6 protein-coding genes and 2 pseudogenes are annotated in these 13,871 nt (G+C 41.2%); 2 read left to right on the forward strand and 6 right to left on the reverse strand.

What is annotated here, in order from left to right; translation table 11 throughout:
* Positions 1-32 precede the first annotated feature (32 nt).
* From HT691_RS06305 to HT691_RS06325, 5 genes and pseudogenes are all read right to left on the reverse strand, one after another.
* A complete protein-coding gene (locus tag HT691_RS06305; protein WP_000759506.1) occupies positions 33-893 on the reverse strand; it encodes a YihY/virulence factor BrkB family protein in 861 nt (286 codons plus the stop codon).
* Between the two features lie 156 nt (positions 894-1,049).
* Positions 1,050-3,104, reverse strand: coding sequence for a cation:proton antiporter (locus HT691_RS06310; RefSeq protein ID WP_172925301.1), 2,055 nt, complete (start codon positions 3,102-3,104; stop codon positions 1,050-1,052).
* An 11-nt stretch (positions 3,105-3,115) separates the two neighbouring features.
* Positions 3,116-3,370, reverse strand: a complete 255-nt coding sequence (locus HT691_RS06315) for a hypothetical protein (RefSeq protein ID WP_000361073.1) — start codon at positions 3,368-3,370, stop codon at positions 3,116-3,118.
* Entirely contained in the window at positions 3,363-3,920 is a 558-nt protein-coding gene (locus tag HT691_RS06320; protein ID WP_023932952.1) for a class I SAM-dependent methyltransferase, read from the reverse strand. The genes HT691_RS06315 and HT691_RS06320 overlap by 8 nt, the downstream gene beginning before the upstream one ends.
* Positions 3,904-4,860 (reverse strand): annotated as a pseudogene (locus tag HT691_RS06325) (TIGR01212 family radical SAM protein). The gene HT691_RS06320 and the pseudogene HT691_RS06325 overlap by 17 nt, the downstream one beginning before the upstream one ends.
* 92 nt (positions 4,861-4,952) lie before the next feature.
* Between HT691_RS06325 and HT691_RS06330 the strand changes: the two are divergent.
* Both HT691_RS06330 and HT691_RS06335 read left to right on the forward strand, forming a co-directional pair.
* Positions 4,953-5,312, forward strand: coding sequence for a DUF3397 domain-containing protein (locus HT691_RS06330; protein ID WP_138701776.1), 360 nt, complete (start codon positions 4,953-4,955; stop codon positions 5,310-5,312).
* Positions 5,313-5,524: 212 nt separating this feature from the next.
* A pseudogene (locus HT691_RS06335) lies at positions 5,525-6,523 on the forward strand (transposase).
* Between the two features lie 246 nt (positions 6,524-6,769).
* Here the strand turns inward: HT691_RS06335 and bgaA are convergent.
* Positions 6,770-13,468 (reverse strand): LPXTG-anchored adhesin/beta-galactosidase BgaA, encoded by a 6,699-nt coding sequence (gene bgaA, locus HT691_RS06340; RefSeq protein ID WP_172925302.1) that lies wholly within the window; start codon positions 13,466-13,468, stop codon positions 6,770-6,772.
* Positions 13,469-13,871: the final 403 nt, after the last annotated feature.

The raw sequence follows: 13,871 nt of genomic DNA on the forward strand, positions 1-13,871 counted from the left end.
TGATACTATGCGCTTTTGTAATGGATAAATAGTTAGTCTTTTCTAAAACTAGGATCTTTCAAACTCTGTATACTGGCATTGATCACCGCACCTAGGATAACAATTTTAGCAATCAAGATAAACCAAAACATCATAACAACAAGAAGAACGGAACCTAAAATTCGGACGTCCACTAAATGATGGACATAGTAATTGAGATAACTAGAGAACAGAGTTAGTAAACCTAAAATCACTAAGAGAACAAAGGCACTGCCTGGTAGGGTATAGCTAATTTTCCTGTTAGATAGATTGGGAAGAAAATAATAAAGCATGACCAAGATAGCAAAGAGGAGAGCGTAAGTCAGAGGACCTGCCAAACCTTGTAAAGCCTGATAGATAATGCCATCTTTTGTCCAATAATGAGCAAGTAAAGCCAAAATCATCTGCCCAAATAAGCTCAGAAACAAGGCAAAAGCAAAGAGGATCTGTAAACCAAAACTGACTAGGAGACTTACCATCTGATGGGAAATAAGTCCACGACTCTTTTCGACGCCATAAGCCTTGTTAAAAGCTTTTTGCAAGAAATTCATAGATTTTGAAAAACTCCATAACGCCGATAAAACAGAAAAACTCAATAAACCTGTTGAAGGTTGGGTCAAGACTTCTCTGGCTATTTTTTCCACACCTTCATAGAGGCTTGGGGGCAGGACATCTTTTACAAATCCCAGAAATTCTCCCACAGGAATCTGAAAATAGGGGAGGATATTGACCACCACCAAAAGCAGGGGAAAAATCGAAATCAACCAATAGTAGGCTACTGCGACACTGGTCAACTCACTATCTGATGCTTGATAATAATGCAAAAAGGCTTTTAATAGAGGCTTGTCTATCAGCTCTTTCCACCACTTTTTCATGTCACACTCCTTCACTTATAATCTTATACTCAATGAAANNGCCGCAGGTTGCTCAAAGCCCTGCTTTGAGGTTGTAGATGAAACTGACGAAGTCAGTCACATATATAATCCAAGGCGACGCTGACGTGGTTTGAAGAGATTTTCGAAGAGTATTAACTAATTTCTTCTTACCAATTCCACCATATCATACGGCAGGGTATTGGCAGCTTCCTTCAAGGAATAGTTCTCTAAGTTATTGACATTTTGTCGTAACTTCTTGGCATACTTGGTCGTAATCAATCGTTTTTCTTCGTATTCGAAAATCAACTTGCGCTCCAGATAATAGCCCCTCAGCATTTCATCGATATTGTTAGGCTTAACGCGATTGATAACCCGTTCGACAAAGGCACCACTGCTGATAATAGCTGTTTCTCGAAGACGAGACTCCTGCATAAAACTAATCAAAGAGCGTCTATAGACTCCCTTCAGGTTTTCCAAACTTTCAATAATCATCTCTGTATTGGCAAGATAGAGCTCTGCAATTTGGTCATAATCAAGAGCACGGAGACGGCTTTGCTCCTTGTCCTTCCAGCTACGGAAAGTCCTCCCGAGAGTAAAAACTTCATGAAGGAGAAAACGTAAAATCCGCAAAGAAACAAGGAAATAATAGGTCAATCGTGACGCAAACTTACGATTGATTCCTCGTTCTATATTTTTCAGATAACGTTGGTAAACTCGGTAAGCACGATTGCTAATGTTCCCCTCTTCATAGGCCTGCTCCAAACCATCACTTTCAATACTAAGAATCAAGAGTTTCAAAGCAGCCCAATCTTCTTGATCATCCTGGTTTTCTTGGCTTAAAATGAGATTTTCAATACGTCCATGGTAATTGTCAATAGCCGCATAGAGGGGAAGTTTATTTCTGGTATCTTCCAACTCTTTTTCCAACTCTAGCGTTACTTCATTCAAAATGGCGATATGCATGAGATAATCCTTGCTTTCTTCCTGTTCGTCAGAAAGCTGAGGCAGGATCAAGAGACCTGTTAAAAAGCTTACAAGCGTCACACCTGCAACAAGGAAAAGCAAGAGAGGATACTCCTGTTCTAAATTACTTGGTATCAAGAGAATCGTCGCAATCGACACCGTTCCCTTGACACCTGAGAAGGTCAAGAGAAGCATGTCCTTCATATACTTATTTAGCTTTTTCTTGAGACGTCTAGTCCTATAGGCAAAATAGCCATAGATCATGACAAAACGAATAGCAAAGAGGACAAAGGTAAGGGTGACAAGAGATGCCAGCAAGAGCAAGGGATTATAGATTGGATTGGTCAAGATAGGCTCTGCTATCATTTCCAACTCCATTCCTAAAATCACAAAGACAGAACCGTTGAGCATAAAATTCACTGTATGCCAAACTGTCGCGGTCACCGTATCCACTTGGGCTTCGAGGAGCGTGATTTTCTTGAAGCGACTCGCCTTTAAAATCCCAGCAACTACGACGGCAATAATCCCTGAAACGTGGACTTCTTCTGCCAGGAAGAAGGTTACCAAGGGTAAACTCAATTCCAGAAGGAGCTCACTAGCAATATCCGTTGCTCGCACACTTAGCAAGAAGCTATGCAGGAAACGATTAGTCATGGCTGTTAAAAAGCCAATTAAAAAACCGCCTAGGATTGAAAAGATAAGCGAACTGCTAGCTTGCCCCAGAGAAAAAGCTCCAGTTGTCCAAGCTGTCAAAGCTACCTGAAAAGCCACCAAACCAGAAGCATCATTCAAGAGTCCTTCGCCCTTAAGGATATTGGACACGCGCTTAGGAAAGCTAAAACGCTCCGAAAGAGAGGCAAAGGCCACCAAGTCCGTAGGACCAAGGGCTGCCCCAACAGCCAAGCAAGCTGCCAAGGGAAGGCTGAACCAAAGAAGATGGGCCAAGCCACCCAAACTCAGGGTCGAGATAAAAATCACTGGAAATATGAGATAAACAATGATTCGCCAGTGTTTTAAAATAGCCGTAACATCTGCTTCTTCAGCCTCTCGGAAAAGCAAGGGTCCGATAACCAGTGCCAAAAACAACTCCGTATTAAGGTGAAAGTCAGTATTGGGTAAAAAGAGACCAATCACAATTCCCAAAAGAATCTGCACCAAAGGGAGAGGCAAAAAGGGCAGGAGCTTATTGGTTGTACTTGAGACAATCAAAACCAGTAAAAATAGGATGAGGTAAATCAGTAATTCCACGCACGTCCTCCTTAATCTTTTTTACAACAGGATTCAAATATCTCCTTCTGCTCTTTGATTTTTTGGTCAATCTTGGAACAGTCTTTGTGCTCAATTTTTCTCTGGCACCGTTCCATTTCAAGAGCAACTAATTTTTTCTTGATTTTAAGCATTTTTTTGCTCATATGCGCTTGGTCTAGCACGCCCACCGCTCGTTCGTGGTGGGTTGATTCAACAAAATTCTGGCGCATGGCATCCAGCTTTTCGTGTAGGTATTGTTTATCCATGTCTGTATCTCTCTAATTTTTCAATCATCACTAAAAACGGCGGGTTGTTGACTTGGTTTAAAGTTCGGTAAATGGCAGCTGTGTACTCTTGTTGGTTCAACTGGATTACAAAATCCAAGAGAGCATCTCTCTCGAGGTCACCTCCTTCATGACCATAGTAAATCATAATAGCAATTCGTCCACCTTTGACAAGTAAGCCACATAGCTTTTCTAATGCCTCAATCGTTGTCTGCGGTCGGGTGATGACAGACTTATCAGCTGACGGCAAATAGCCCAAATTAAAAATCCCTGCCTTAGCTTTTGTCACAAACTGGTCCAGTGTCTCATGGCCTTGCAAGATTAACTGGGCATTTGTCAAGCCAGCCTGATGCAAACGCTCTTGGGTCTTTTCCAAGGCTTGCTTCTGAATATCAAAGGCATAGACTTGCTTGGCTAGCTTGGCTAAAAAAAGCGTGTCATGACCATTTCCCATAGTCGCATCCACTACGACATCCTCTTTTGTCACGACCTCAGCCAAAAAATCATGTGCCATCTCAAGTGGTCTTTTCATTTTCAAACTCCTGTTTTACAGCCTTGCATCCTTGAACACTTCCACGACGTCGCATCTCCATCTCAATGCTGTTGAGAGCTTCCCATTTATTGAGGCTCCACATAAGCCCAATCAGCATATCCCTAGGTGCATCTCCTGTGATTCGATGGATGACGATATGTTTGGGAATGATTTCCAGTTGGTCACAGATGACCCTGACATATTCGTCCTGACTCATCAATTGTAAACGTCCCTCATGGTAATCTCGTTGCATACGAGTATTTGTCATAAGATGGAGCAAATGCAGTTTAATCCCTTGAATATCGTTATTCGTGACACAACGGCGGACATTTTCAACCATCATCTCATGGGTTTCACCAGGCAAACCATTAATCAAATGGGAAACAATCTCAATCTTGGGATACTTTCTCAAACGCTTGACCGTTTCCACCTACAATTCATAAGAATACGCACGGTTAATCAGGTCAGAAGTTGCTTCATAAGTAGTCTACAAGCCCAATTCAACCGTCACATGCATGCACTCCGATAACTCAGCCAAATATTCGATGGTTTCGTCTGGTAAACAGTCTGGGCGCATTCCAATATTGATTCCTACCACACCTGGCTCATTGATAGCCTGTTCATAACGCTCTCGAATAACTTCCACCTTTTCATGGGTGTTGGTAAAATTTTGAAAATAAACCAGATACTTCTGAACATCCGGCCACTTACGGTGCATAAAGTCAATTTCCTTATAAAATTGCTCACGGATAGGCGCATCTGGGGCTACAATAGTATCTCCAGAACCTGAAACCGTACAAAAAGTACAGCCTCCATGAGCCACAGTTCCATCACGATTGGGACAGTCAAATCCCACATCAATAGGGACTTTAAAAGTCTTTTCTCCAAAGAGTTTTCGATAATAATCATTCAAGGTATTATAAGATTTTATAACTTTCATTATAACAAAAATCACCCACAATCTCAAAAGCCTGACTTTCCTATAAATTCCTCTGTTTCTCGTTTCCATTAGCCTTTTTTTTATGATACAATATGGGTATGATTTTAATGAAATTAGCATCTATTTTATTATTGATACTGACCTTAGTCGTCTGCATTATCCTAACCAAACTTTTTAGATTAAAAAAACTAGGACGAAACTTTGCGGATTTGGCTTTTCCAGTCTTGGTATTTGAGTATTACTTGATTACAGCTAAAACCTTTACCCATAATTTCCTCCCTAGACTGGGGCTAGCCCTCTCGTTCCTAGCCATTATTCTCGTCTTTTTCTTCCTTTTGAAAAAACGCAGCTTTTACTATCCTAAATTCATCAAATTCTTCTGGCGTGCAGGATTCTTATTAACCCTTATCATGTATATAAAAATGATTGTTGAATTGTTCTTAATGAAATAGTCGAATCCCTAAGCATTTTTTTCTAGGGATTTTTGCTTTCTCTACAAAATAGTATAGACAATAACACTATACAATTTTATACAAAGAAAAGAGTCTGGGACAATAGTCTCTTATATCCAAAAAAGCAACGGATTTGCCGTTGCTTTTTTGCATGGTTGCGATAGTCTTGGTAAAATAGAATTGCACAATAAACCGTTTAGAAAGGCTATCCCATGCATATTCACTATAACACAAATCAAACAACTTTACCACTAGAAATCAGTTCCTTCTTGCCACAAGACCATCTCGTCTTTACGATTGAAAAAGTGGTGAATACCTTGGAGGATTATCACTTCCACGCCTTCTATCATGCCTTTGGTCGCCCGTCTTATCACCCAAAAATGCTTGTATCTGCTCTTCTATTTGCCTATTCACAAGGGATTTTCTCTGGGCGAAAAATTGAAAAAATGATGATTGAAAATCTGGCTATGTAATACCTAACAGGGCAGTTGGTTGTCAGCTATCGCACCATCAATCGTTTTCGAGTCGCTGAAGGGATGGAAGACCTTATTCGTGATCTTTTCATCGACCTCAATCTTCGTTTAAAAGTGGAAGAGTTAGTGACCTTAGATTGTCTGTTTATTGACGGAACTAAGATTGAAGCCAATGCCAACAAGTATAGTTTTGTGTGGAAGAAAACGACAGAGAAATTCTCCGCCAAACTTCAAGAACAGATACAGGTCTATTTTCAAGAAGAAATCACTCCCCTTCTGATTAAATATGCCATGTTTGACAAGGAACAAAAGAGAGGGTATAAACAGTCAGCTAGAAACTTAGCGAATTGGCACTATGATAACAAGGAGGATAGCTACACACATCCTGATGGCTGGTGCTATCGTTTTCACCATATCAAACATCAGAAAACACAGACAGACTTGCAACAGGAAATCAAGGTTTACTACGCCGACGAACCTGAATCAGCCCCTCAAAAGGGACTGTATATGAACGAACGCTATCAAAACTTGAAAGCTAAAGAATGTCAGGCGCTTTTATCTCCCCAAGGTAGACAGATTTTCGCTCAACGCAAGATTGATATGGAACCTGTCTTTGGGCAGATAAAGGCTTGTTTGGGTTACAAGAGATGTAATCTGAGGGGCAAGCGTCAAGTGAGAATTGACATGGGATTGGTACTTATGGCCAATAACCTCCTAAAATATAGTGAAATGAAATAAGAACAGGACAAATCGATAAGGACAGTCAAATCGATTTCTAACAATGTTTTAGAAGTAGAAGTGTACTATTCTAGTTTCAATCTACTATACAATAAGAGAACGACTCAAAATTAAAAAGCTAGAGTTCCACAATTGGAAATCTCTAGCTTTTTGTGGCTGAGAACTATTTTGTCCCAGACTCTTTATCTTCTATTTAGGACAAGAGTTTTTCTTTGGTCTTTAATGATAAAGAAGGTATCAAAATTTCTAGTCTTCTTTTTTACCTTTAGTAACTACTAATCCTGCACTCAAACCTAGAAGAGCTAAACCTGCTACTGCTGCTTGACTTGCCGCACTACCTGTATTTGGTAACTGGGCTTTATTAGTTTGACTAGCTTCACTTGAATCAATTGGTTTTGTATCTGCTTTTTCTGACACTTGTGGTTTTTTAGCTTCTTGAGCTACTGGTTTGGTTCCAACCAAGACGATGCGGTCTGTCGGAACTTCTACCACTTCACGGAGTTTTTCTTCCTTACTTCCATCAGGATTAATCGCTGTAAAGATACGTTCTTTTCCAACTTTTCCTTCTTGTTCTACACGAGTTTCACCTAGATACAGTGTTGAATCTTTTTTCTCAACTGTCTTGTATGCCAAATCTTTTTCAACAAATTCGAGTTTTGGAAAATCTTCTTGTACAGCAGCAACTGTCTTCTCAGAAACTGGTTTTTCCTTAGTCAACTGGATACGGTATTCCTTGACTTGTTTTCCACTTTCTGAAACGAGGCGAACAAGTACTGGAAGACTATCTTCTCCACTATCTACCACAGTCGAAGCTACTTGATTGTTTTCTTCAACTGAGACTTTTGGCCGTTGACCTTTATAGGTGATTTGGTAGTCTTGACGATCTTCAGCGAAATCAGCAAGTTCTTTTCCATCTACAAGAATCTTCGATTGAGTGCTTTCTTGAGGCAATTCGCTTGGTGCAAGGAAGGTCAGCTCAATCATCGCAACACCGCTCTTATCTGCTTTACGCTCCATACGCCATCTCATAGCTTTGGCTTTGATAGCTTTAAATGTTACGTTGATTTCATCACCAGCTGCAATGTCTTTATCCGCACGATAAGGCACAGCTTCCCAATTTTCTGGATTGTTAAATGGATGTCCAGATTCGTAGGCTTGGTAGTTTGAATAGTAGATAGGCACTTCAAAGTCTGGGCCGACATAACGTTCCAAAACAAGTTTAAATGGTGCATCTGTACCACTATCTACAAAGAACTGAACTTTTCCTTGTGCAACAGTCCGTTCTACAATCTTACCATTTTCACGGAAGATTACGCCTGCTGATACTTCTGGATTGGTAGACGGTCTTGCAGACCAGTTTGTCCAACGACGATTTTCTGAATGATCTCCGTCATTGAGATAATCCACACGGTCATGGGAGCTTCTATCAATATCGTTAGTGGCTGAAGCAAAGGCCTGGTTACTGTTTTCATCATACTCTGGGTTATCTGAAAGAGCTTCGCCTAGCTTGTCTGTCACTCGTACAGTGAACTCAGCAACAAGATCACTACCAAGAACATGGCCTCGAACGGTAAATTGACCTGCTTTTGTCAGATTTTCTGCTGGAACTTCTTCCCATTCAACTGACAAGTCTTTTGTTTCGTAGCCATCTTTACCTGTGAAGTAAACTGGAACCTTAGTCGGCAATTCAAGTGCTTGACCTACTTGTACCAAGCGAGCTTGTTTAACCGCAGCAACTGGTTTATGAGAAAGTAAGTTCTTATCCTTAGTGAAGTGCAGACGGTATTCTCCTAAGATGTCGCCATTTTCAGCTTTCGCGATGACACGAACTGGCTCACCTTCACGAACGCTTGGAACGACGGTAGCGAGACCATTGTTGCTAACACTTGCTGTGACTGCCGGAACTTTTCCATCTACAGACTCAAGGTAGTAGTCTGTCAAATCAGGGTTGAAGTTTGCTAAGTCTTTGCCGTCAACTTGGATTCTTGTTTGTCCTTGTTTGGCTGCCGCAACTTGTTTCGCAAAGATTTGTACCTCTGTGATAGACGTTCCACGCTTGTTATCTGCTTTAACCATGCGAATACGAATAGCATAGGTTTCAACTTTATCAAAGCTAAAGTGGTTCATTTCTCCAGCCTTGAGTTGAGCAGGGGCTTTTAGATTAGTAACTGGTTTCCAGTTGGCAGAATCATTAAAGACATGGTCCTCATTACCAACAAAACTAGGGTTTTTAGGAGCTGTTGGGACAGTCTTACCAACATAATACTCAATCACATAAGACTTCGGTGCACCAACTCCATGGTCTTCGTGGAATCCGACACTTAGATTATCAACGGAGCGTTTGCTCAAGATACCTGAATCTCCAAACAGAACACCGACTGAAGCTTCTGGATTACTACGATTCCAGTTTGTCCAACGATTGGCTGGTTGGTTATTGTAGGAAATGAGCTTGTCATTAACATTTGAAACTGGGTCGCTTGGATTTGAATCTGAAGCAAAGGCAAGTGGCAATTCTGAACCGGTCCATTGGTCAGAAATGTTTGCACCTTGCTCAGTTTGAGCAGATACGCGAACATGAAGTTTAGTTGTTAATCGCGTACCTTCTAAGCGACCATTAACTGTAAAGACACCTTCCTTAGCGTATTGCTCTGGACGAATCGCATCCCATGCAACCTTAGCTGATGAAACGTGACCATTTGAATCATATGTCCGAACGCTTTCTGGTAATTGTGGTGCTTCTGCGATTGGAGTTGTCACACTGACTTCTTCAACTGAAACGATACCTTCTACAGAGACTCTTGCACGCGCTTCAAGGTCAATTCCTTCAACTTTACCTAGTACTTCAAAGGTTTGATAGGAGTCTAGTTTTTCTTTCGGAATAGCTTGCCAAGTGACTTTGTGAGCTTTAGGGAAACCTTTGTCATACTCAACCGTTACTGTTGACGGAAGAGTAGGTTCTTGGTGTAAATCTGTCACTACATTTACTGGACGGATAGATTGCGCAATCTTCTTCTCAGTATTGGCCTGGATAGTGAGATCAACTTGGCCTTTAGCTCCCTCATATTCCGATTTGAGAGTGACTGCTCCTGGCTTATGTAACTCAAGCATTCCTTTACGAATTGCGACTTCCCCTTCACCACTTGTAGAGAAGGTTACTTTATCAGCTGGTAATACAGCTTGCGTTCCATCTTGATAGTGAGCTCGAACCGACAATTTGACAGTTTGGTCTTCTTTGAGACTGTCAGCTTTTTCCACTTGCAAGCTCAAGTGAGCAATTTTTGGTGCTTCTTCAAGGAATTGAATTGCATAGGTTTGAAGAGGGCCACCATCTTTAGGCTGAATAAAGATGCTCGCACGCATGCCGTTTGCTGCGCCTGCTTGAAGAACTGTCACATCAGCATTTTCAGCACTTGCTGTGACTTCTGGCAGTTGGGCACCATAAGATAGAGTACGATATTGCATTGGTTGTCGACTAGTAAGACCTGTTACTGCCTCACCTCCAACAGTAACAGTTGGCACTACAGGTGCTGCAGCATTTCCTTCTTCTACCACAAGGGTTGCATGAATTGGTTGACCTTCTAAATAACCGGTCGCTTGAATACGAGAACCTGGAATTGCTAACTTAACTTTATCTTCTTCGGCAATCTCCCACTTGTCCACTTCATACTCTTGTACACTTCCATCAGTCAAAACATAGGAAACAGATTTGTCTACAGAATTCAAGTTAGTATTTGGAGCAATACGTTTAACTGTTGGTAATTCTTTCGCAATTGCTAGAACCTCGACATGAGCCTCTACCTCACGTCCATTTGCTGTACCTTTAACAGTCACAACTCCTGCTTGACTAACATCGACTTGAGACCAAGTTACTGGAAGTTTTTCACGACTACCGTCGCTGTATACAAAACCTACTGTTTTCGGCATTTTTGGTTCTTTACCAATTAATGTACGAACTCTTGCTACTTCTGTCCCCAAAACAGTCTTCTCTTGTCCTTCTTTCTTACCAGTAAAGACGGTAACTTGGTCCGATTTCAAGAGATCTGAGTGGGCAGTCAGAGTGAATTTACCTGCTTGTTCAGTTGATTTAACGATGGCAACCCCTTTACCGTTAAAGGCTCTACGGATCCATGAACCATCTGCTTGCGCCTTATAGCGTTCTCGGCTGGCTTGTTCCCCATTATCGACACCGACTAGTTGACCTTGTCCATGCAATTGGAAACGAACCAAATTATTGGCAGTTGGTACAACATTTCCTTCACTGTCTACGATTTCGTAGTAGATGTAAGTCAAGTCTTTTCCATCTGCGGCGATGGCGTGTTCTTCCTTGACGAGGCGAACTCCTGCTGGTTGCCCTGCAGTGGTAATCTTGTCACGTGCAATTTCTTTTCCAGCTTCATCGCGAGCTACAGCTTCCAAGGTACCTGGTTGGTAAGCAACCTTCCACTCAAGATAGAGTTCCTTAGCATTCGCACCTTCTTGGTAGGTACGACCATCGCTGGTTTGTTTTTTGTTGAAGGTCTTAAGACCAAGAGATTTTCCATTCAAGAACAATTCTACACTAGAAGCATTCGAATAAGCACGAACTGGAATCTTACCTTCTGAGTCAGCTACTTTGGATGCTAATTCTTTGTTTTCCCAGTTCCAGTGAGGAAGAAGGTGTACCATCGGTTTCTTCTTAACAGAAACCCATTGGCTTTGGTAGAGATAGAAGTCATGTTTTGGAATGCCGGCTGTATCTACGATACCAAAGTAAGAGCTCTTAACAGGAGTTTGATTTTGGTTGTGCCATGGTGTAGGTTCACCAATATAGTCCGTACCTGTCCAGATAAACTGTCCAGCATAGCCAGCGTTGTCACGGTCAAAAGTCCATGAAGCGGTTGCTGTTTTCCCCCAACCCACACGATCATTCCCATAGTCAGACTGTTCATAATGACGCTCAGGTCCATTGCTATGTTTCAATTCACGTTCAGGGCGATAGTAACTTCCACGTGTACGGGTAGCTGAAGATGTTTCTGATCCATAAATCAACCATTTTGGATGCTTAGCTCTAAGGGCTTTGTAATTATCTTCAGAATAGTTAAATCCAACAGCATCGAGTTCATCAGCAATTTTCTCATGCCCTCCGCTACCATTACCGAAACGGAATTTATCTGCTCCCATGGTAACATAGCGAGTCTTATCAACATCCTTGATAACCTTGACCAAACGTTTAACAGTTGCTAAAGAGTGGGCATCACCATTAGCTTCACCTATTTCATTACCAATTGACCACATGAAGATAGCAGGGTTGTTTTTGCCTCTTTCGACCATGGTACGTAGGTCAAAATCAGACCATTTTTCACCTTTTCGAGCTTCTGGGTGAGTGGCATCTTTTTCAAAGAAACGTCCATAGTCATAAGGTTTCTTGCCACCATACCAAGTATCAAAGGCCTCTTCCTGAACGAGTAAACCTAGTTCTGCTGCGATTTGCAAGGTTTGCTCACTAGCAGGGTTGTGGGTTGTACGGATGGAGTTAACTCCCATCTCCTTCATTTGTTTGAGACGACGGTATTCTGCTTTATAGTTTTCTTCTGCTCCAAGCGCCCCATGGTCGTGGTGCAAGGATACTCCATGGAATTTAATACGTTCACCATTCAAAGAGAAACCTTCATTTGGAGTCCAGTGATAGTAACGGTAACCAAACAAATCCTTCTTAGCATCAACCAATTGACCGTCACGGTAAACACGCGTAATCAATTCGTACAAGGCAGGTTTGTCATTTAAAACGGTCCAGAGTTTTGGTCTTTCAACTTCTAAAATCGCATCTAGGCTTGTTGATTCATGTGCTTTTAAGGTACGACTCTCTGTACGTACTAGACCTGTCACAGCCTGACCACCACGTTCAACGATTTGATATTCTGCTACAAGTTCATGGTCTTTGTCGTCCGTATTGACGATTTTGCTGGTCACATGAGTTTCAACCTTGCCATGTTGTTGTTCTTCAAGTTTTGGTGTTAAAATAGTTGTCCCATTTTTCTCAACATGCACCTTATCTGTCACTTGTAAAGTCACATCACGATAGATACCACTTCCTGAATACCAACGGCTACTTGGCTGTTTGTTGACTGCATGGACAGCAATCACATTCTCACGACCATCTTTGTTCAAATAGTTAGTGATATCATATGAAAATTGGTTATAACCATTTGGATAATGCCCCACTAACTGACCATTGACATAAACTTGAGAATCCATGTAGACGCCATCAAAAGTAAGGCGAACATTTTTCTTGAGGTCTTTTTCATCTAGTTTGAAAGTCTTGCGATACCAAGCTTCCCCACCGTTAAGCTGTCCACCTTCATTTTGTGCAGGAGATTCATGATCGAAATCGTTAAAAATACTCCAGTCATACGGTAAATCCAATTTTTTCCACGTAGATACATCTGCATCCTGTTTAATGACTTCCTTAGAATTTGCATTGAGTTTAAAGTGCCAATTTTGATTAAAATCCACTTTCCTGTCTTCAATCATTTGATTCACTTCTTCATTTGTTACAGCTTTAGCATCTTCCCTAAGCGGTTTTTCTTGACTTGAAGCTTGTGATTCTATCCTTGGAGCTTTTTCTTCCGGTTTAGCAGACACTTTTTCCTCTTTTGGAGTTACGGCTTCATCTTCTTTCTTCTCAGATGCAATAGCCTCAGTTGAACTAGATTCACTTTGTTCTGTCCTTTCAACTACATTTTTAGTTTCCAAAGCTTTATCAGCCTTTTCTTCTACTATCGTTTTTTCCTCTTTAGGTTTCTCAGCAGTATGAGTAATAAGTGTTTCATCCGCATAAACTACAGATTCTCCAGCTATATTTCCTCCTAATAGAACTGCACAAGTCCCAATCATTACTGAGCAAGCTCCCACAGCAAACTTACGAATGCTATAAACTCTTTTCCGATTCCAATGGCCTTTCCCCATAAAACCCTCCTTATATTATATTTAGTGCAGTTAGCTACTGCCAAAGCCCAAGTGGTACACATTGTATGACAACCTAGTTTCAACAATTTACACTCTGTGAAAATCCAATTCAAACTTCGTCAGCGTCGCCTTGCCGTAGGTATGGTTACTGACTTCGTCAGTTTCATCTACAACCTCAAAACGGTGTTTTGAGCTGACTTCGTCAGTTCTATCTGCAACCTCAAAACTGTGTTTTGAGCTGACTTCGTCAGTTCTATCTGCAACCTCAAAGCTGTACTTTGAGCAGCTTACGGCTAGTTTACTCTTTGATTTTCATTGAGTATGAAACTAAATTTCAAACACATAGTCCTTTTATTATACTGCAAGAAGATATAGTTTTCAATTATAGTTTTTCTCTAACTAG

This window comes from Streptococcus sp. 477 (assembly GCF_013277295.1).
In the GTDB taxonomy this organism is placed as follows: Bacteria; Bacillota; Bacilli; order Lactobacillales; family Streptococcaceae; genus Streptococcus; species Streptococcus pseudopneumoniae.